This window comes from Pseudonocardia nematodicida, assembly GCF_040105385.1.
Taxonomy (GTDB): domain Bacteria; phylum Actinomycetota; class Actinomycetes; order Mycobacteriales; family Pseudonocardiaceae; genus Pseudonocardia; species Pseudonocardia nematodicida.
This window is the reverse complement of sequence record NZ_JBEDNQ010000012.1, coordinates 193,259-212,832: the sequence shown is the minus strand read 5'-3', so window position 1 is coordinate 212,832 and position 19,574 is coordinate 193,259. Positions and strand designations below refer to the sequence as shown.

At 74.6% G+C, this 19,574-nt stretch carries 20 protein-coding genes; 13 read left to right on the top strand and 7 right to left on the bottom strand.

All coding sequences use genetic code 11. The features are described 5' to 3' along the window. Window positions 1-86: 86 nt before the first annotated feature. The 5 genes from WIS52_RS26195 to WIS52_RS26175 all read left to right on the top strand — a co-directional run bounded on the left by WIS52_RS26195 (window position 87) and on the right by WIS52_RS26175 (window position 5,283). Window positions 87-794 carry a class III extradiol ring-cleavage dioxygenase family protein gene (locus WIS52_RS26195; protein WP_349301044.1) on the top strand — a complete coding sequence of 236 codons (708 nt, stop codon included), beginning with the start codon at window positions 87-89 and terminating at the stop codon, window positions 792-794. Next, window positions 791-1,729 carry a tRNA (adenosine(37)-N6)-dimethylallyltransferase MiaA gene (miaA, locus tag WIS52_RS26190; RefSeq protein WP_349301043.1) on the top strand — a complete coding sequence of 313 codons (939 nt, stop codon included), beginning with the start codon at window positions 791-793 and terminating at the stop codon, window positions 1,727-1,729. The genes WIS52_RS26195 and miaA overlap by 4 nt, the downstream gene beginning before the upstream one ends. Further along, window positions 1,726-2,586, top strand: a complete 861-nt coding sequence (gene dapF / locus WIS52_RS26185; RefSeq protein WP_349301042.1) for a diaminopimelate epimerase — start codon at window positions 1,726-1,728, stop codon at window positions 2,584-2,586. The genes miaA and dapF overlap by 4 nt, the downstream gene beginning before the upstream one ends. A gap of 55 nt (window positions 2,587-2,641) precedes the next feature. After that, on the top strand, window positions 2,642-4,105 hold the full coding sequence (hflX, locus tag WIS52_RS26180) for a GTPase HflX (protein WP_349301041.1): 1,464 nt from the start codon (window positions 2,642-2,644) through the stop codon (window positions 4,103-4,105). Between the two features lie 113 nt (window positions 4,106-4,218). Further along, window positions 4,219-5,283 (top strand): hypothetical protein, encoded by a 1,065-nt coding sequence (locus WIS52_RS26175; RefSeq protein WP_349301040.1) that lies wholly within the window; start codon window positions 4,219-4,221, stop codon window positions 5,281-5,283. An 84-nt stretch (window positions 5,284-5,367) separates the two neighbouring features. Here the strand turns inward: WIS52_RS26175 and lexA are convergent, their stop codons facing one another. Beyond that, window positions 5,368-6,099, bottom strand: a complete 732-nt coding sequence (lexA, locus tag WIS52_RS26170; protein ID WP_349301039.1) for a transcriptional repressor LexA — start codon at window positions 6,097-6,099, stop codon at window positions 5,368-5,370. A 469-nt stretch (window positions 6,100-6,568) separates the two neighbouring features. On the opposite strand from lexA, the gene WIS52_RS26165 reads away from it, so the two are divergent. The 5 genes from WIS52_RS26165 (at window position 6,569) to WIS52_RS26145 (ending at window position 12,683) form a co-directional block, all read left to right on the top strand. Beyond that, window positions 6,569-6,757 (top strand): hypothetical protein, encoded by a 189-nt coding sequence (locus tag WIS52_RS26165; RefSeq protein WP_349301038.1) that lies wholly within the window; start codon window positions 6,569-6,571, stop codon window positions 6,755-6,757. A 546-nt stretch (window positions 6,758-7,303) separates the two neighbouring features. After that, window positions 7,304-7,510, top strand: a complete 207-nt coding sequence (locus WIS52_RS26160; RefSeq protein ID WP_349301037.1) for a hypothetical protein — start codon at window positions 7,304-7,306, stop codon at window positions 7,508-7,510. 539 nt (window positions 7,511-8,049) lie between these two features. Then, a complete protein-coding gene (gene nrdR, locus WIS52_RS26155; protein WP_349301122.1) occupies window positions 8,050-8,538 on the top strand; it encodes a transcriptional regulator NrdR in 489 nt (162 codons plus the stop codon). Between the two features lie 185 nt (window positions 8,539-8,723). Further along, window positions 8,724-11,612: a vitamin B12-dependent ribonucleotide reductase gene (locus tag WIS52_RS26150; RefSeq protein WP_349301036.1), complete on the top strand. Its 2,889-nt coding sequence runs from the start codon at window positions 8,724-8,726 to the stop codon at window positions 11,610-11,612. Between the two features lie 393 nt (window positions 11,613-12,005). Next, window positions 12,006-12,683 (top strand): hypothetical protein, encoded by a 678-nt coding sequence (locus WIS52_RS26145; RefSeq protein ID WP_349301035.1) that lies wholly within the window; start codon window positions 12,006-12,008, stop codon window positions 12,681-12,683. Window positions 12,684-12,891: 208 nt separating this feature from the next. On the opposite strand, the gene WIS52_RS26140 is transcribed toward WIS52_RS26145, so the two are convergent. Beyond that, entirely contained in the window at window positions 12,892-13,887 is a 996-nt protein-coding gene (locus WIS52_RS26140; RefSeq protein WP_349301034.1) for an alpha/beta fold hydrolase, read from the bottom strand. A 93-nt stretch (window positions 13,888-13,980) separates the two neighbouring features. On the opposite strand from WIS52_RS26140, the gene WIS52_RS26135 reads away from it, so the two are divergent. Then, the gene (locus WIS52_RS26135; RefSeq protein ID WP_349301033.1) at window positions 13,981-14,451 is read left to right on the top strand and encodes an NUDIX hydrolase; all 471 of its coding nucleotides are present in this window, start codon (window positions 13,981-13,983) and stop codon (window positions 14,449-14,451) included. Window positions 14,452-14,529: 78 nt separating this feature from the next. On the opposite strand, the gene WIS52_RS26130 is transcribed toward WIS52_RS26135, so the two are convergent. The 3 genes from WIS52_RS26130 to WIS52_RS26120 all read right to left on the bottom strand — a co-directional run bounded on the left by WIS52_RS26130 (window position 14,530) and on the right by WIS52_RS26120 (window position 15,819). Further along, on the bottom strand, window positions 14,530-14,769 hold the full coding sequence (locus WIS52_RS26130; protein ID WP_349301032.1) for a hypothetical protein: 240 nt from the start codon (window positions 14,767-14,769) through the stop codon (window positions 14,530-14,532). A gap of 66 nt (window positions 14,770-14,835) precedes the next feature. Next, window positions 14,836-15,585, bottom strand: a complete 750-nt coding sequence (locus tag WIS52_RS26125; protein ID WP_349301031.1) for a methyltransferase domain-containing protein — start codon at window positions 15,583-15,585, stop codon at window positions 14,836-14,838. A gap of 21 nt (window positions 15,586-15,606) precedes the next feature. After that, on the bottom strand, window positions 15,607-15,819 hold the full coding sequence (locus WIS52_RS26120) for a helix-turn-helix domain-containing protein (protein WP_349301030.1): 213 nt from the start codon (window positions 15,817-15,819) through the stop codon (window positions 15,607-15,609). Between the two features lie 292 nt (window positions 15,820-16,111). On the opposite strand from WIS52_RS26120, the gene WIS52_RS26115 reads away from it, so the two are divergent. Beyond that, window positions 16,112-17,170 carry an MBL fold metallo-hydrolase gene (locus tag WIS52_RS26115; protein ID WP_349301029.1) on the top strand — a complete coding sequence of 353 codons (1,059 nt, stop codon included), beginning with the start codon at window positions 16,112-16,114 and terminating at the stop codon, window positions 17,168-17,170. 234 nt (window positions 17,171-17,404) lie between these two features. Continuing rightward, window positions 17,405-17,896 (top strand): DUF3145 domain-containing protein, encoded by a 492-nt coding sequence (locus tag WIS52_RS26110; protein ID WP_349301028.1) that lies wholly within the window; start codon window positions 17,405-17,407, stop codon window positions 17,894-17,896. A gap of 97 nt (window positions 17,897-17,993) precedes the next feature. Here the strand turns inward: WIS52_RS26110 and WIS52_RS26105 are convergent, their stop codons facing one another. Together WIS52_RS26105 and WIS52_RS26100 are read right to left on the bottom strand one after the other, a co-directional pair. Then, window positions 17,994-19,241 carry a beta-ketoacyl-[acyl-carrier-protein] synthase family protein gene (locus WIS52_RS26105; RefSeq protein WP_349301027.1) on the bottom strand — a complete coding sequence of 416 codons (1,248 nt, stop codon included), beginning with the start codon at window positions 19,239-19,241 and terminating at the stop codon, window positions 17,994-17,996. A gap of 43 nt (window positions 19,242-19,284) precedes the next feature. After that, window positions 19,285-19,527, bottom strand: coding sequence for an acyl carrier protein (locus WIS52_RS26100; RefSeq protein WP_068798712.1), 243 nt, complete (start codon window positions 19,525-19,527; stop codon window positions 19,285-19,287). Window positions 19,528-19,574 lie beyond the last annotated feature (47 nt).

The following is a 19,574-nucleotide window of genomic DNA, read 5'->3' as shown; positions in this document are numbered from 1 at the left end:
GACCGGGCCCGGGGGAACCGCGAGCACCCGTGCGGGACCGGCCGGGCCGGACGACCGGCCGGCGACGGGCACTAGGCTCGGCGGCCGTGCCCGCCGCGATCGCCGTCCTGCCGCAGCCCCCGCTGCTGGTGCCCGAGCTGTGCGGTAGCGCCGCGGTCGAGACCGAGGCGCTGCGGGCGTCGTGCCGCACGGTGGTGTCCCGGCTCGCGGCGCTGGCGAGCGACTGGGTCGTGGTCGGCGCGGACCCGGGTGGGCGCCGCACCGTCGCCCCAGGGACGGCCGGCACGTTCGCCGGGTACGGGCGGGACGTTCCCGTGGCACTGCCCGGGGACGGCACCGCCGACGAGGGGCCGGAGCTCCCGCTCCCGCTGCTGATCGCCGCCTGGGTCGCGACGGGCTCCGGTGCCCGGTCGGCGCGCGGCGAGCTGGTCGCCCCGGACGCGTCCCCCGCCGACTGCCTCGCCCTGGGCGCCGAGCTCGCCGGGGAGGCCGGGCTGCTCGTCGTCGGCGACGGTGCCGCGATGCACACTCCGGCCGCACCCGGCGGGTTCGACGAGGCCGCGGAGGCGTTCGACGCCGTCGTCGCCGCCGCGCTCGACGAGGCCGACCCCGCCGCGTTCGCCGAGCTGGACCCCGCGGGCGCGGCCGCGCTGTGGGCCGCCGGCCGCGCCCCGTGGCAGGTACTGGCCGGCGCGGCGCGCGCCGCCGGGCACGGCTGGACCGCGACCCACCGGCACAGCTCGATGCCCTACGGCGTCGCCTACCACGTCGCGCTGTGGGAGCCGGTCCCGTGACCGCGCCGCCGCTCGTCGCGGTCGTCGGCCCCACCGCCACCGGCAAGTCCGACCTCGGCATCGAGCTCGCCCTCGCGCTCGGCGGCGAGGTGGTGAACGCGGACGCGATGCAGCTCTACCGGGGGCTCGACGTCGGCACCGCGAAGGTCCGTCCCGACGAGCGCCGCGGCGTGCCGCACCACCTGCTCGACGTGCTCGGGGTCCGCGAGACCGCCTCGGTCGCGGCCTACCAGCGCGAGACCCGCGCGGTGATCGAGCAGCTGCGGGCCGCCGGCCGGACGCCCGTCCTGGTCGGCGGGTCGGGCCTCTACGTCCAGGCCGTGCTCGACGAGCTGGAGTTCCCCGGCACCGACCCCGAGCTGCGCGCCGAGCTGGAGGCCGAGCTGGCCCGCCTCGGCCCGGAAGCGTTGCACCGCCGTCTCGCCGAACGGGACCCGGCCGCCGCGGCGGAGGTGCTGCCGTCGAACGGGCGGCGGATCGTCCGCGCGCTCGAGGTGATCGCGCTGACCGGGAAGCCGTTCCGCGCGACGATGCCGACCACCGGCACCCCCCGCTACGACGCCGTCCTGCTCGGTGTGGACCGCGCCGTCGACGAGCTCGACGCCCGGGTGGCGCTGCGGGTGGACCGGATGCTCGACGACGGCCTGGTCGCCGAGACCCGCTCGCTGCTGCCCGAGGGCCTCGCCGAGGGCCGCACCGCGTCGCGGGCGCTGGGCTACCGGCAGGTCCTCGAGGCCCTCGAACGGGACCCGGAGCGCCCGGACCTCGCCACGATCCGGGAGGAGACCGTCCGCGCGACCCGCCGGTTCGTCCGGCGGCAGCGGTCCTGGTTCCGCCGCGACGCCCGGATCCACTGGCTCGACGCCACCGGACCGGGCGCGGCGGAGCTGCCCGCCCGCGCCCGCGAGGTCCTCGCTCGTACGCTGGTCGAATGACCGGCGGCGTGGAGTTCACCAAGGGGCACGGGACGCAGAACGACTTCGTCGTGCTGCCCGACCCGGACGCCGCCCTGGACCTGACCCCGGAGCGGGTCGCGGCGCTGTGCGACCGGCACCGCGGCCTCGGCGCCGACGGCGTGCTGCGCGTCGTCCGCTGGGAGAAGCTCGCCGGGGCCGACGGCGTGGGGGACCCGGAGCCCGGCGTCGAGTGGTTCATGGACTACCGCAACGGCGACGGTTCGGTCGCCGAGATGTGCGGCAACGGGGTGCGGGTGTTCGCCCGCTACCTGCACGAGCGCGGCTGGGCCCCCGGCGGCGGCCCGGTCGGCACCCGGGCCGGGGTCCGCGCGGCGCGGGTCGACGGCGGGCTCGTCTCGGTCGACATGGGCCCGGTCCGGATCGGACCGGCCTCGGTCGCCACCACCGGCGGCGCCCGCTTCGACGGGATCGCGCTCGACGTCGGGAACCCGCACCTGGCCTGCGTGATCGCCGTCGACCCGGACGCCGTCGACCTGACCCGCGCACCGGCCGTCGACCCCGGGCTGTTCCCGCACGGCGTGAACGTCGAGTTCGTGACCCCGCTCGACGGGGACCGTGTGCGGATGCGGGTGCACGAGCGCGGCGTGGGGGAGACCCGGGCCTGCGGCACCGGCACGGTCGCCGCGGTCGTCGCGGCGCTGCGCGCGGCCGGTCACGACGCCGGTGACGTGCGGGTGAGCACCCCGGGTGGCGAGCTGCGGGTGACCGTCGAGGCCGGGGAGGGCGCCGCGACCGGCGCGACCGTGCTGCACGGGCCCGCCGTCCTGCTCGCCACCGGGGAGATCGACCGCGCCTGGTGGGACGCGCCGTCCTGACCGGCACGAATCTCCGCGACACGCGACCGGACGTCGTGGGACACTCGGTCCCACGATGACTGAACCCCGCACGCCGTCCACCGGTGAACTCGAACTCGAGGAGCGCTCGTCGCTCCGCCGCATCCACGGCCTGTCCACCGAGCTCACCGACATCACCGAGGTCGAGTACCGGAAGCTCCAGCTGGAGCGGGTCGTGCTCGTCGGGGTCTGGACCACCGGCACCGCCGAGCAGGCCGACGCCTCGCTCACCGAGCTCGCCCGGCTCGCCGAGACCGCCGGCTCCGAGGTGATGGACGGGCTCGTGCAGCGCCGCCAGAACCCCGACCCGGCGACCTTCATCGGCTCCGGCAAGGTCGAGGAGCTCAAGGGCGTGGTGCAGGGCACCGGCGCGGACACCGTGATCTGCGACGGCGAGCTCTCGCCCGGCCAGCTCCGGCAGCTGGAGGAGCGGCTCAAGGTCAAGGTCATCGACCGGACCGCGCTGATCCTCGACATCTTCGCCCAGCACGCCCGCTCCCGGGACGGCAAGGCCCAGGTCGAGCTGGCCCAGCTGTCCTACCTGCTGCCGCGGCTGCGCGGCTGGGGCGAGGCGCTGTCCCGGCAGGTCGGCGGCCGGGCCGCCGGCGGCGTCGGTATCGGTGGTCGTGGTCCCGGTGAGACGAAGATCGAGCTGGACCGTCGCCGGATCCGGACCCGGATGTCGAAGCTGCGCCGCGAGATCGGCGCGATGCGCCAGGTCCGGGAGACCCAGCGCGGCAACCGCAAGCGATACGAGGTGCCCTCGGTCGCCATCGTCGGCTACACCAACGCGGGCAAGTCCAGCCTGCTCAACGCCCTGACCGACGCCGGTGTGCTGGTCGAGGACGCGCTGTTCGCCACCCTCGACCCGACGACCCGCAAGGCGGAGACCCCGGACGGGCGGGCCTACACCCTCACCGACACCGTCGGTTTCGTGCGGCACCTGCCGCACCAGCTGGTGGAGGCGTTCCGGTCGACCCTGGAGGAGGCCGCGGACGCGGACCTGCTCGTGCACGTCGTGGACGGGTCCGACCCGCTGCCCGCCGACCAGGTGGCCGCCGTCCGGCAGGTGCTCGTCGAGATCGGCGAGGAGCGCGGCGACACCATGCCGCCCGAGCTGCTCGTGATCAACAAGACGGATGCGGCCGGGGACCTCGCGCTCGCCCGGCTGCGGCACGCCCAACCCGAGGCGGTGTTCGTGTCCGCGCACCGCGGGGACGGCATCGAGAAGCTCCGCGAGCGCATCGCCGAGCGGCTGCCGCGGCCCGAGTACGAGGTCGACCTGCTGCTGCCCTACACCGAGGGCGCGCTCGTGGCGCGGTTGCACGACGAGGGCGACGTCCTGGCCGAGGAGCACACGCCCGAGGGCACCCGGCTGCGCGCCCGGGTCGGGCCGGACCTCGGATCCGCGGTGCTGTCCTACGCCGTCGCCGGGGACGCGGCACGGACCGGGGGGTCCGCGGCTGATCCGGAACTCCCGGCGACGGCGGCGGGTCGCTGAGTCCTGCACGTCCGGGCGGACCGTCAGGACGCGACGCCTGGTCAGAGGGTGCGCCCGGACCTGCCGGTCGTCGGCTCGCGCGGGCCGCGGTGATCGCCGCGGTGGTGGGTGCGGTGGTCCTGTCGACGGCCGGCGCATCCCGGACCGCGTCGGCCGGCCCAACCCCCGCCGGCGGCGAGACCCTCGCCGAGCCGCAACCGGTGTGCACCGTCGACGACCCGCGCCTCGCCGAACTGTCCGGCCTGGTCACCGAGGGCCCGCCCGGCGCCTCGCCGACGCGCTACCACGCGATCGACGACGGCGGCGGGGACACCGCGCGCGCCTTCGCCCTGGACCCGGCGACCTGCGCCGTCACCGGGGAACGGAGCGCGCCGGTCGACGTCGTCGACGTGGAGGACCTCGGGATGTCGCCGGACGGCGCGCTGTGGCTGGCCGACGTCGGCGACAACACCGCCCGCCGCGACGCGGTCCGGCTGGTGGTGCTGCCCCCGGACGGACCGGCCCGGGTGCACGACCTGACCTACCCGGACGGGCCCCGGGACGCCGAGGCCCTGCTGGTCGCCGACGACGGGACCCCGCTGCTGGTGGACAAGACCGCCGGTGCGGCCGGCGTGTACCGGCCGGCCCGCCCGCTCGAGGCCGACGGGCCGGTCCCGCTCGAACGGGTCGCCGAGGTCGTGCTGCCGTACTCCGCGACCCGCGGCGGGCCGCTGGGTCCCGCCGGCGCGCGCACGATCACCGGTGGCGCCGTCGCACCGCCCGGGGCGACCGCGCGGGCCGCCGCGTTGCGCACCTACACCGATGCCTGGCTGTTCCCGCTGCCCGCCGACCGGCCGCTCACCGGCGACGTGCTGGTCGAGGCCCTGCGCGGGGCGCCGATGCCGGTGCCGTTGCCGGACGAGCCGCAAGGGGAGGCGGTCGCCCTCGACGGCGCCGGAACGCTGCACTCGGGCACCGAGGCCCGCGGGATGTCTCCGGCCGGCGTGCGCGCGGTCCCCGGTGCGGTGACCGCGGCGACCGCACCGGCGGCGCCGGTCGTCGCGCAACCCGCCGAGGTCCCGGACGTGCCACGCGCCTACCCGTCGTGGCTGCCGGCGGTCGCCGGCGCCGGTGTCCTCGGTGTGGCACTGCTGGCCGGGATCGGCGCGATGATCGTGCACGGGAGGCGGCGGAGCTGAGCCGGCGACGGCCGCCCCGTCGCCGGACCACGCTCCGGGCCGCGCCCGCCGGGATCGTTCTCGGCGGGCCCGGTCCGGAACGGCTCAGAGCCGGCGCATGACCGCCACGACCCGGCCGAGGATCGACGCCTCGTCGCCCGGGATCGGGTCGTAGGCGTCGTTGGCCGGCATCAGCCAGATGTGCCCGTCCTTGCGGCGGAACGTCTTCACGGTGGCCTCGCCGTCGATCATCGCGGCGACCACCTCACCCTGCTCCGCGACCGGCTGCTGGCGGACGACGACCCAGTCCCCGTCGGTGATCGCGGCGTCGACCATCGAGTCGCCCTTGACGTTGAGCAGGAACAACGTGCCCTCGCCGACGATCTCGCGCGGCAGCGGGAACACGTCCTGCACGGCCTGCTCGGCGAGAATCGGTCCACCGGCGGCGATGTCGCCGATCAGTGGCACGAACGCCGGTGCCGGGCGGTCCGGGCCGCCCGTCGCGTCGGTGTCGGCGCCGTCGGTGCCCGCGACCTGTTCCGGGCTGCGCACGTCCACCGCGCGGGTCCGGTTCGGGTCCCGCCGCAGCAGGCCCTTGCGCTCCAGGGTCCGCAGCTGGTGGTGCACCGACGAGGTGGACGTCAGACCGACGGCGTCGCCGATCTCGCGCACACTCGGCGGGTACCCGTAGCGGTCCACCCATTCCCGGATCACCGCCAGTACCTTCCGCTGCCGCGGGGTCAGGCCCCGCGTGTCGGCCGCGGGGTCGGGGAACTCCCGAACCTTCGCGGAACCCGGCCCGGCGGGCGTGCCGCCTCCGGACTCGTCCGCTGCCATCGCATTCGCCTCCTCGGGGTCTACCGATACGCACCCTAGCCGCCGCGACGCCGTCCGCCAAACATGCGTTCGATGTCGCCCCCTGGCGTGTCGTGGATTCCCCCGGCCGGTGGTGGTACAACATCGCACAGGCGTTCGATCGAACATGAATTCGATCGAACGCGGTGGACCGGCCACCGGGGCCGGCTCCGTGATTCAGGGAGGTGGCGTCATGGCGACGACGACGGTGCAGGCCCGGCCGGGCGGTACGACCGGAGCCCGCGAGCGCGCACCCCTCCCCGCGTCGCCGGACCGACCGAGGCGGCCGCGGCGTGCCGTGGACGGCGTGGTCCCCGCGCCGCCGCAGCGTGCGGGGCGGCCGCGTGATGTCGCGGACGGTGCGACCCCGTCGCGGCGGCCGGGTCCCGGTCGTGGCACCCGGCGACCGCTCGTGGCGCCCCGTGCGCCGGGTGCCACGTGGTGCGGCGGGATGCCGCGCGCGCGTCGGTCGCTGGGTGGTCACGGGGTGTCCGGTGGCGCGGAGCGGGTCGTCCGGGCCGTCGGGGTGGTGCTGGCCTCCGCGGCCGCGGTCGTCGGCCTGGGGCTGCTCGCCGAGAACGCCGCCCTGGCGAACGCGACTCCCGACGGGGCCGGCGTACCGGTGGTCGCCGTCCGCTGAGGGGCGTGGTGCGCCGCCGTGACCTGCGCGGACGCCGTTCTTGTCGGTGCACGGTGCTACACAGGTCGCACGTGCGTTCGACCGGCCTCGGGGAAGGGCCGGAGCGGGCGCACGGGGCACGCGGTCGGGTGTGGCCGGGTGCCGTGGACCCGGCGACGGCAGGAGGAGTCAATGCCAGAGCTCGATGTGCGGGAGACGGAGCAGGTCCGGCGGCGCCGGGAGGTGCACGCCGGTAGGGCCGGGCGTCGGCGCGTGCGGCGTCGGGTGCCGGGCGTCGTGTCCGGGGCGGTACCGGAGGTCCTGCCACGGGCCGTCCTCGACGGAGGGCCGTCGCGCCGGGGCGCCGGCCCGGTTCTCGCGGAGCCGGCCGGATGTGGTGTCGGGTCCGCGTTGCGCACCCCGCCGGGGTTGTCACTGCCGGGGTCTGCACAGCCGCGACGCGCGCTGCCGGGGTCTGCGCTGCCGGGGTTCGCGCGGCGGGGGGTGGCGCCGCCGAGTTCCGCGCCGGTCCCGCCGCGGAGTGTTCGTCCGGCCGGGCGGCGCTGCGTGGCGCCGGCGCGGCCGCGGTCGTCGGTCCGCGGTGGGCGGGGCCGGGCGGACCGTCTGCTGGCCGGCGTCGCGACCGTGTTCTGCAGCGCCGCGGTCGTGGTGCTGCTGGGCCTGCTCGGTGACGCCGCCGCCGGCTGGAACGCGGGCCCGGACGCGGTGGCGCCCCCGGCGGTCCCGGCGGTCGGCGACACGGGTGTCCGGTAGGGCTCCCCGGATCCGCGGTGGCGCGCCGGGTCTCCCTGGCGGTGCCACCGATGTGCTGAGACACCGTGGGGAGATCGGAGCCCGGTCGGTGTCCGCGCATCGGCGTGAGCGTCGGCGACACGGCGCCGGCCGACGCCACGGGGCGGCACCGGCCGGTCCGTCGTGTGTGGCGCCGGGCGTGTCGCGGTCACGTAGCGGGGTGTTCCCGGCCGCGCCGTCCGGCGCGCCCGGGTGGCGTGTTGTCGCATCGCGACGACGTCCGCCGCGGTCCGTGCCGCGCGGCGGACGGTGCGTCCGGCCCGGCCGTGCGGCCTGAGCAGGGGGGATCCCGGCGACCGTGATCGAGCGCTCCGCGAGGGTCCCGCGGAGCGGTGTGCGAGGCTTCGGTTCCCGATCGGGCGAACTGTTGCGACGCGCCGGGTCCGGGTTGGCCAACCCCTAGATGTGGGGGTTACATTGGTGTCGTTCTCCCAGTGGTTGGGGGAACGACTGGTTGCCGAGAGTCTCCGGTTCGTGACGGGAGAAGGGTGGAAGTCCTCGTGCGCTGCCCCTTCTGTCGTCACCCGGACTCGCGGGTGATCGACTCCCGGACCGCCGACGACGGGACCTGTACCCGCCGCCGCCGGTCCTGCACCTCGTGCGGGAAGCGGTTCACGACGGTCGAGGAGGCCGTCGTCGCCGTCCTGAAGCGCAGCGGGGTGACCGAACCCTTCAGCCGGCAGAAGGTCGTCGGCGGGGTGCGGAGGGCGTGTCAGGGGCGGCCGGTCGACGAGGACGACCTGCAGCAGCTCGCCCACAGGGTCGAGGAGACGGTGCGCGGTCGCGGGGCGGCGGAGATCCCCAGCCACGAGGTGGGGCTGGCGATCCTCGGTCCGCTGCGCGAGCTCGACGAGGTCGCGTACCTGCGGTTCGCGAGCGTCTATCGATCCTTCTCCTCCATCGAGGACTTCGAGAAGGAGATCGCCGACCTGCGGTCGACGGCTGCCGGGGAAGCAGCCGACGACGGGGCCGGCAACCGGGACGGCTGAGCGGGGCTCGCGCCGGTACCGGCGCGGCGGCGGGCTCACGAGGCTCGTCGTCGCACCGCTACCGGTCGGAGTGGGTGGATCGGCTCGAGGTGGAGCGGTCCGCCGGGCCCCGCCGGCCCAGCCGGGGGAGGGTCCGCGCACCCCAGCGCGCGGACGAGAAAAGTCGGATGCGGGAGGCAGTTCACATGACCGAGACCGTCGGGGGCCCGACGACAGGCGCCGCGGGCAGCAGCACGGACGGCGGCGCGGACGCGGCCGGCAAGTCCGCGCGGGGACGGGGCAAGGGCGGCGCGCGGCGTCGCGCCGGGCTCGCCGTCCAGCGCGTCTTCACGACCGAGGGCGTCCACCCGTACGAGCAGGTCGAGTGGGAGCGCCGGGACGTCGTCATGACGAACTGGCGGGACGGCACGGTCAACTTCGAGCAGCGCGGGGTGGAGTTCCCCTCGTCCTGGTCGGTCAACGCCACCAACATCGTCACCAGCAAGTACTTCCGCGGCGCCGTGGGCAGCGCGACCCGGGAGTCCAGCCTGCGGCAGCTGATCGACCGCGTGGTCGGCACCTACCGCCGGGCCGGTGTCGAGCACGGCTACTTCGCCACCGAGGCGGACGCCGAGATCTTCGACCACGAGCTGACCTGGATGCTGCTGCACCAGGTGTTCAGCTTCAACTCGCCGGTCTGGTTCAACGTCGGTACGCCCAGCCCGCAGCAGGTCAGCGCCTGCTTCATCCTCTCGGTCGACGACACCATGGAGTCGATCCTGAACTGGTACCGGGAGGAGGGTCTGATCTTCAAGGGCGGCTCCGGCGCCGGCCTGAACCTCTCCCGCATCCGGTCGTCGAAGGAGCTGCTCTCCTCCGGCGGCACCGCGTCGGGCCCGGTCTCCTTCATGCGCGGCGCCGACGCCTCCGCGGGCACCATCAAGTCCGGCGGTGCCACCCGCCGGGCCGCGAAGATGGTCGTCCTCGACGTCGACCACCCCGACATCGAGGAGTTCGTCGAGACCAAGGCCAAGGAGGAGGCCAAGGTCCGCGTGCTGCGCGACGCCGGGTTCGACATGGACCTCGGCGGCTCCGACATCACCTCGGTGCAGTACCAGAACGCGAACAACTCGGTCCGCGTCAACGACGAGTTCATGCGCGCCGTCGAGGAGGGCACCGACTTCGGTCTCCGTGCCCGGATGACCGGCGAGATCATCGATCGGACCGACGCCCGGAAGCTCTTCCGCGGCATCGCCGAGGCCGCGTGGAACTGCGCCGACCCCGGCATCCAGTACGACAGCACGATCAACGACTGGCACACCACCCCCGAGTCGGGCCGGATCACCGCGTCCAACCCGTGCTCGGAGTACATGCACCTGGACAACTCCAGCTGCAACCTGGCGTCGCTGAACCTGCTGAAGTTCCTCGACGCCGACGACCGGTTCGACGCCGAGACCTTCGCCAAGGCCGTCGAGCTGATCATCACCGCGATGGACATCTCCATCTGCTTCGCGGACTTCCCGACCGAGCCGATCGCCGACACCACCCGGCGGTTCCGCCAGCTCGGGATCGGCTACGCGAACCTGGGCGCGCTGCTGATGGCGACCGGGCACGCCTACGACTCCGAGGGCGGCCGGGCGCTGGCCGGGGCCATCACCTCGCTGATGACCGGTGCCGCGTACAAGCGCTCCGCCGAGCTCGCCGGCGTCGTCGGGGCCTACGACGGCTACGCCCGCAACGCCGAGGCGCACCAGCGGGTCATCCGCAAGCACGCCGCAGCGAACGACCAGATCCGCAGCTACCCGGCCAGCAACGCGATCCAGACGCTCGCGACGCAGACCTGGAAGCAGTGCCAGGAGATCGGCGAGGTCAACGGCTGGCGGAACGCGCAGGCGTCCGTGCTCGCCCCGACCGGCACGATCGGCCTGATGATGGACTGCGACACGACCGGCATCGAGCCGGACCTGGCGCTGGTCAAGTTCAAGAAGCTGGTCGGCGGCGGCTCCATGCAGATCGTCAACCAGTCGGTGCGCCGCGCGCTGGACAACCTCGGCTACCAGGTCGAGCAGGCCGAGGCGATCGTCGAGTACGTCTCCGAGCACGGCCACGTGATCGACGCCCCCGGCATGAAGCCCGAGCACTACGAGGTGTTCGACTGCGCCATGGGCGACCGGTCGATCGCCCCGATGGGGCACGTCCGGATGATGGCGGCCGCGCAGCCGTTCCTGTCCGGCGCGATCTCCAAGACGGTGAACATGCCCGAGCGGGCCACCGTCTCCGACGTCGAGCGGATCTACCTCGAGGGCTGGCGGCTCGGGCTCAAGGCCCTGGCGATCTACCGGGACAACTGCAAGGTCGGTCAGCCGCTGTCCGCCGGTAAGGGCGGGTCGGGCGAGAAGAAGGCCGAGGCCGAGGCGCCGACGGTGGTCGTCGAGCAGCGCCCGATCCGCAAGCGGCTGCCGAAGAAGCGCCCGAGCGAGACGGTGTCGTTCACCGTCGGCGGCGCCGAGGGCTACCTCACCGCCGGCAGCTACCCGGACGACGGCCTCGGCGAGATCTTCGTCAAGCTCGGCAAGCAGGGCTCGACCCTGGCCGGTGTGATGGACGCCTTCTCCATGTCGATCTCGGTCGGCCTGCAGTACGGCATCCCGCTGGAGTTCTACGTCTCGAAGTTCTCCAACCTGCGGTTCGAGCCGGCCGGCATGACCGACGACCCGGACGTCCGGATCGCCACCTCGGTGCTGGACTACCTGTTCCGCCGGCTCGCGCTCGATCACCTGCCCTACGAGAAGCGCGTCCAGCTGGGCATCTTCTCCTCGGACGAGCGGTCGGCCCAGGTCGAGAACGACTACGGCTCGGGCTCCGACAAGCTGGACCTCGACGAGATCCGCTCCTCGGTGCCGACGGCGGAGAGGAAGGACGACCCGGGGGTCGAGCCGGCCCCGGTCGAGGTCGGCAGCTCCACCGAGCTGCTCGAGCTGCGGCTGGGCAAGGCCGCCGACGCCCCGCTGTGCATGACCTGCGGGACGAAGATGCGGCCCGCCGGCTCCTGCTACCTCTGCGAGGGCTGCGGCTCGACCAGCGGCTGCAGCTGACGTCACACGCACCACCCGCGGGGCGGTACCGGGTCACCGGTGCCGCCCCGCGCGGCGTGTCCGGACGACGCCGCCCGCGGTGTCGGGTTCGGCCGGGCCGTGCACCGGGATCACCTCCAGGCCGCGACGAGACTGGCCGCGGCCGGCGACCGCACGCCGCCGCCCCCGGGCATGATCCCTCGCTGTGGAGCGGCGCGGGCGGTCCAGCGGCACCCGGACTCCACAGAGACGGATCATGGACCGGGTGCGGCCGGCGGCTGACTCACTCGGAGCGAGTGAGGGCCGCCGCCGCGTCTTCCGTCTCGTCGGAGCGGAGCGCGTGTTCCCGCGGCACCCGAGCCCCATCGAGAACGGATCACGGGCGACCCAGCCGCCCGGGAGGAGGACGCGACCGTGCAGGACCGGACCGACGAGATCGCCCGGCGGCTGGACGTCGATCCTCGGGTGCTCGCCCTGGTCGTCGGCGCACCCTGGCGCCGGGCGTCCGGGGTCGACTCCGAGCCCGCCGGGGCCGCAGGGTCCGCCGCCGTCGATCCGGCCGGGGAGCGGCCCGTGCACGGGCGGGTGTTCGTCGGCGTCCCGTCGCCGTCGGAGCTCCGCGAACTGGACCTCCCCGCCGACGGGCTGCGGCACTTCGGCCTGACCCCCGCGGACCTGCGGGCCGGCGGCTGGACCGATGCCGATCTGCGCTCGGCCGGGATACCCGTGCCCGGCGCCGAGGGAACCGGCCGGGACGGGGTCGAGTGGTTCGTGGCGGGGGAGCCGGCCCAGCTCATGCTCGGGCTCCGCCCGCACGGGGCCCCGAGGCTCGCCCGTGCCGAGCCTCGGTGGGACGGGCACATCCCGGGCGTCGAGCCCGTCGATGTCGAGGACCTGCCCGGACTGGCCGGGTGCACCGACCCGGAGGCGCCGGCCGCTCTGGCCGTGCGTGAACTACGGGACGGGCTGCTCCGCCGGGCCCGGCGCCGCCTCGTGCACTGTCCGGTCTGCCTGCGACAGGTGCACCGCTCGAACACCACGCACGGCGCCTGTCACGGGTGCGCCGGCAGGTGGCTCGGCATCGTCTACTGAGACCTGTCGGACGGCCGCATGATCGGCGGAATCGTGACCAGGACTCCGTCCCGCGGCGCTCTGGTCACGGTGCTGGCGATGATGCGGCTCGGCGGCGGGCTGGGGGCCGTGTCGTATCCGCCGATGATGTGATGATCGACGGTTCCGGAGCGCGACGATCGCGTGAGGCGCACGCTGCGCTCCACAACCGGTGATCGTCGCCCGAGGCTCAGGTCGCCGAGACCGGACCCGGGCGGTCGAGCTGCGCGGGCGGCGGGCACCGCAGTAGCTGCCGCCACTGCTCCGGGCTCCAGCGCGCCGGCTCGGTGGAGTCCACGAACTCCTCCAGCAGCCGCACGAAGCGGGGCGGGTCGGTGTGGAACGGGAAGTGCCCGGCGTCGTCGAAGATCTCCAGCCGGCTCCCCGGCATCGCCCGGTGCACGGTGTGCGCGTGCTCGACCGGGACGACGCCGTCCCGCCCGCCCCAGACCAGCAGCGTCGGCATCCCGCGGGTCAGGTAGCAGCGGTCGAGCATGGTGACGACCTGGCCGCGCCAGTCGACGACCGCGCGCAGGGTCCGGATGAAGGCCGAGCGTGCGGTCGCGTCCGGCAGCGCGTCCACCAGCCGCACCAGGTCGGTCGCGTCCCGGCCGAGGTCGGTGCCGAGCATCCGGAGGGTGTCGATGACGAGCCCGGCCTGCCAGCGCACCGTCGGCAGCTGCAGCGCCGCGAGCAGCGTCTGCGCGCCGGGCAGGCTGACCGCGCGCAGCAGCGGGGTGACGTCCGGCCCGGCGCCGCCGGTGCCGACGAGCACGAGGCGTTCGGTGCGTTCCGGGAACTGGTAGGCGAACTGCATCGCCACGCCACCGCCGAGCGAGTGCCCGACGAGGGTGGCCCGCTGCACCCCCAGCACGCCGAGCAGGTCCCGGATGCCGTTCGCGTAACCGGCGACCGAGTAGTCGGCCCGCGGCTTGTCCGAGTGCCCGTGCCCGAGCAGGTCGGGAGCGATGACCAGATGACGCCGGGCGAGCGCGGGCAGCACGCCCTCCCACGTCGCGGAGCTGTCCCCGATCCCGTGCACCAGCACCACCGCGGACCCGGACCCGGCGACCCGGAACGCCCGCCGGTAACCGTGCACCGTCCGGTAGCGCAGCTCGGAGCCGCGCGGGGGAACCACGCCGAGCCGGTCGTCGACGCGGGCGCGTCGGGAGTCGCGGACCGCCATCGCCCGACGGTAGGCCCTCGCCGTTACCCCGGTGTTGCGTCCGGTCGCACGTCCGCCGGTCGGGTGCCGCGGCGGTGTCCTACTGTCGTCCCGGTGACCGATCGGTACCGGGTCGTCCCCGCGTCCTACGTCCTGCTGCTGCGCGGATCCGGCGAGACCACCGAGGTGCTCCTGCAGCTGCGCAGGAACACCGGATACATGGACGACCACTGGGCGGCCGCGGCGGCCGGCCACGTCGAGGCGGGGGAGGACGTGCTCGCCGCCGCCGTGCGGGAGGCCCGCGAGGAGCTCGGCATCGAGATCGACCCGGCCGATCTGCGGCCGCTGACCGCGGTGCACCGCACCGGTGGCACCGGCGAGGAGATCGACGAGCGGGTCGACTTCTTCTTCACCTGCCGGCGCTGGTCCGGCGAGCCGCGTGGCGCCGAGCCGGGCCGCACGGCCGGGGTGGACTGGTTCGGGCTCGCGTCCCTGCCCGAGCACACCGTCCCGCACGAGCGGGCGGTGCTGGACGCGCTGCGGACCGGCACGGTGGACGCGGTCCGCAGCCACGGCTTCGGATAGTCCCTCGGCGGCGGTCCGGCCGACCCCGGGCTTCGTCCTCCCCACCGGTGCACCCACTGGGCGGGAACAGCCGGCCGGTCAGTCCGGGTCGATCAGCTGGATCTCGACGGTGACGTCCGGGTCGTCGCCCGGGCGGTCCGGGTCGGTCGCCCAGTGCAGGACCCACTCGACCTGGTAGTCGTCGCGCCGCCCGCCCGGCGGCGCGAAGTTGACCCACTCCCCGGTCCGCGGGAGCACGTGGAACCACCGGACGTGGTCGGGCTGCAGTCCGATCCGGACCCGCGCGGGGATCGGCCGGGACGACGGCGGCGTGCTCACGAGCGGTGATCGTGCCGGACGGCGACCGGCCCCGCCAGCAGGAGTCCGGACGGCGGCGGGGGCCACTCAGCCCCGCTGGGCCGTCAGGAACCAGCGGTCCAGCGAGAACGGCTCGTCCCCGCAGGCGGCGACCCCGGACGCCCAGGCGTCGGCGTCGTCCCGGGTCAGTCCGCATCGGCCCGGGACCGACCGCGCGACCATCTCCCGGAGCATCGCGCCGTAGCCGGTCGACGCGGGCCCGCGCATCGGCACCCGCTCCGCCCGCTCCCCGGTGAACCCGGCCGCGCGCAGCAGCGGACCGAGCTCGTGCGGCAGCCGCGGGCGCGGGATGCAGGTGCACCATGCGTCGCGGACGAGGCGGTGCCGGTCCTGCCCGTACCCCGGCCAGTGCAGCGAGGCCCAGTCGGTGTCGAGCACCAGCAGCCGCCCGCCCGGGCGCAGCACCCGGTGCAGCTCGCGCAGCGATGCGCCGACGTCGTCGACGAACTCCAGGACCTGCAGGCAGGCGACGGCGTCGAACGGCCCGTCCGGCGCCGAGCCGGGTCCGGCGAGCCCGCGCTGGGAGATCGTCGCCCGGTCGCCGCACCGCTCCCGGGCGAGCGCCACCATGTAGGGGTCCGGATCGATCGCGGCGACGAGCGAACCCGAGTGGGCCAGCGCGTCCACCAGGTGCCCCGGCCCGCAGCCGACGACGAGCACCTGCTCGCGGGGCCGTGCGGCCAGCAGCTCCAGGGTCCGCGCCCGCTCGCCGGCCGCCTCCGCGGTGGCGTAGGTGTCGGCCACCCGGCGCGCGCTCTCCCGGTCGATCGGCAGCATCGGAACCGATTCCAGTCCGGCTCAGCTCCCCGTGTAGCGGGCCGACTCGATGAGTGTCTCGACCGACTCCGGTGGCACCCGGAACGAGCGGCCGAACCGCACCGCCGGCAGCTCACCGGAGTGCACCAGGCGGTACACCGTCATCCGCGACACCCGCATCCGCTCGGCCACCTCGGCGACGGTGAGGAACGGCGCGTCCTGCCCGGACCGTGGTTCCGGGATCCCTGCCCCCATGCTCTGCGCCCCTCCTCGGGCCCCTCCGCCGCGGCGGGGAAACCATCGTGATCACCGACGGCAGGACGGTAGCGCGGATCGCGCCACCCTCCCGGGTCGATCATGTCCCACCCTCGGGTGGAGTCGATCAAGACGATCTACCGGGCGTCGCCGGACGGCCACGGTAGGTGACATCCGGATGGTCGGAGGTGCTGTCGTCGTCGAGGGCCGTCGGGTGTCGCCACCGCGGGGAGGGATGGACCCGGTCACCCGGCGACACCGGGACCCCCGCGGGGGAACTAGGGTGCCGCAGGTGAGTGCCCCGACGGTGACCGACGACGACCCGGACGGTGACTGGACCGCGCCCGGGGTGTTCCGCTGCGCCCCCGGCGTCCACCGGATCCCGCTGCCGCTGCCGTCCGACGGCCTGCGCGCGGTGAACGTCTACGCGATCGCCGACCGCGACGGCTGGACGCTGATCGACTCCGGCTGGGCGATCGAGGAGGCCCGGGAGCTGCTGGAGAAGGCGCTCGCGGCTCTCGGCTCCGGCTTCGGTGACGTCCGGCGGTTCCTGGTCACCCACGCCCACCGGGACCACTACACCCTGGCCTCGATCCTGCGCCGCGAGTACGGCACGCGGGTGCTGCTGGGCGCCGGGGAGAAGGCCAACCTCGACGCCGTCCTCGCCCGGCAGCGGTCCGAGGGCTCCCGCCTGCTGCGCTGCGGCGCGGCCGGGCTGGTCGCCGAGATCGGGGCGCACCCGTGGCCGAAGCCGGTCCCCGAGGAGTGGGAGGCGCCCGACGAGTGGGTCGTCGACCGCGCCGTCATCGGGATCGACGACCCCGCCGGGACCCGCTCACTGACCGCCGTCGAGACGCCCGGGCACACCCGCGGGCATCTCGTGTTCGCCGACGACGCGCACGGCCTGCTCTTCGCCGGCGACCACGTCCTGCCGCGCATCACCCCGTCGATCGGCCTGCAGCCGGCACCGGTGGCCAGCCCGCTCGGCCAGTTCCTGGATTCGCTACGCCTGGTGCGTGGACTGCCGGACGCCGACCTGCTGCCCGCGCATGGCGCGATCGGCGGACGGGTGCACGCCCGGGTGGACGAGCTGCTCGGCCACCACGACGTCCGGCTGGCCCAGTGCCGGGACGCCGTCGTCGCCGGGGGACACACCGCGCAGGACGTCGCGGAGGCGCTGCGCTGGACCCGCCGGCTGCACCGGCTCGACGAGATGGACCTGTTCAACCGCATGCTCGCGGTGCTCGAGACCGGCGCGCACCTGGACGTCCTCGTCGACCGCGGGGAGCTGAACCGGACCGAGGACGCCGATCCGGACACCGGGGTGGCGGTCGCGGTCTACACCGCCTGACCCGCGCGCCGGTCCGCGACACGCCGTACGGCCGTCGCCCGATGGACGGGTCGGGGTGGCCGCCCCTGGCCGGATACGGCAGAGTGGACACAACCGAGCTCCCCACCCTTCACGGAGGTCACACCACTCCCATCCATCACGCCCATCATGACCACCCGGGTCTCCAGCGGACGCCGCGTCGATGTCGAGGACGTAGGGGAAGACGATCCTCGTCGACGACAGCGGAGGTTGGCAGTGAGCACACGCGGAGTGGTGTTCGTCCACTCGTCGCCGACTGCGGTCTGTCCGCACGTCGAGTGGGCGCTTTCCGGCGTACTCGGTACGCGGGTCTCCCTCGAGTGGTCCGCGCAGCCGGTGGCGTCCGGCCAGATGCGGGCCGAGTGCTCGTGGAGCGGTCCGGTGGGCAGCGGTGGTGCCCTCGCGGGCGCATTGCGCGCGTGGTCGATGCTGCGGTTCGAGGTGACCGAGGACCCGAGCCCCGGGTGCGACGGCGAGCGGTTCATGCACGTCCCCGGCCTCGGCATGTGGTCCGGGCGGACCAGCGCCAACGGCGACGTGGTGCTGCCCGAGGACCAGGTGCGGGCGGTGATGGCCGACAGCGGCGGCTCCGCGCTGTCCCGGCGGCTCGACCAGCTCCTCGGCACCGCGTGGGACGACGAGCTCGAGTCCTTCCGCTTCGCCGGTGACGGCGCCGCCGTCACCCTGCTCACCCACCGGGTGGGCTGAGCGCGGCCGCACCCCACGGTGACTCATGACGCTTTAGTCCGGTATCACCGGACTAAAGCGTCATGAGTCGGGTCAGGCGCAGGCGCAGGGTCGGCGGTCAGGCCTTGGTGAACAGCAGCGAGGCGTTGTGCCCGCCGAAGCCGAACGAGTTGTTCAGCGCGGCGTCCACGGTGACCTTGCGCGGCTCCCCCGCGACCACGTCGAGCTCGACCTTCGGGTCGAGGTTCTCCAGGTTGAGCGTGGCCGGGATGACATCGTCGCGCACCGACAGCAGCGAGATGATCCCCTCGACCGCGCCGGCCCCGCCGACCAGGTGGCCCAGCGCCGACTTGGGCGCGGTGAGCACCGGGTGGTCGCCGAGCGCCTTGCGCACGGCCACCGTCTCGCCGACGTCGCCGACCACCGTCGAGGTGGCGTGGCAGTTGACGTGGGTGATGTCGGAGGCCTGCAGCCCGGCGGACCGGACGGCCTTCTCCATCGCCCGCACCTGGCCCTCGCCCTCCGGGTCGGGCCCGGTGATGTGGTAGGCGTCCGAGGTCATGCCGACGCCGGCCAGCCGGCCGTGCACGGTCGCGCCGCGGGCCTTCGCGAACTCCTCGCGCTCGAGCACCAGCACGCCGGCGCCCTCGCCGAGCACGAACCCGTCCCGGCCGGTGTCGAACGGCCGGGAGGCGCGCTCCGGGTCGTCGTTGCGCTGGGACAGCGTGCGGGCCTGGACGAACCCGGCCACGGTGATCGGCACGATGCAGGACTCGGCGCCGCCGGCCAGCACGACGTCGACCTCACCGGCCTGCAGCAGCCGGTAGGCCCAGGCGAGCGACTCGGCACCGGTGGCGCAGGCCGACGCGGGGGAGTGCACCCCGCCCTTGGCCTTGTACTCCAGGCTGACCATCGCGGCCGGCCCGTTGGGCATCAGCATCGGGACGGTCAGCGGGGAGACCTTGCGCAGCCCGTGCTCCTCGAGCAGGTCGTCCTGGGCGAGCAGGGTCGGCGCACCGCCGATGCCCGCGCCCAGCACGACGCCGAGCCGCTCGCCCTCGACGACCGCGCCGTCGGAACCCGGGACCGCGCCGAGCCCAGCGTGCGCCCAGGCCTCGCGGGCCGCGACGACGGCGACCTGCTCGCACCGGTCCATCCGGCGGGCCTGCACCCGCGGGATGACCTCGGTCGGGTCGACCGCGAGCTGCGCCGCGATCTTCACCGGCAGGTCGAACCGCTCGGTCCACTCCGCCTGGACGGGGCCGACACCGGACCGGCCGGCGAGCAGCGCCTCCCAGGTCGAGGCGGCGTCCCCGCCGAGCGGGGTGGTGGCCCCGAAACCGGTGACGACCACTCCGTCGGTCATGACGTCTCCTTCTCCCCGGCGAGACGCTTCCCGCCGGTGTGGATCACTGGTGCTTGGAAATGAAGTCGACGGCGTCGCCGACGGTCTTCAGCTCGGCGAGCTGGTCGTCCGGGATCTTGGCGCCGAACTTGTCCTCGGCCTGCACGGCGATCTCCACCATGGACAGCGAGTCGATGTCCAGGTCGTCCACGAAGGACTTCTCCGGGGTCACCTCGGCGGTGTCGATCCCGGCGACCTCCTCGACGATCTCGGCGAGCCCGGACAGGATCTCGGCGTTGTCAGCCACGATGGTTCTCCTCATGTCGGTTCGGTGGTGGTTGCGTCACAGGCGCC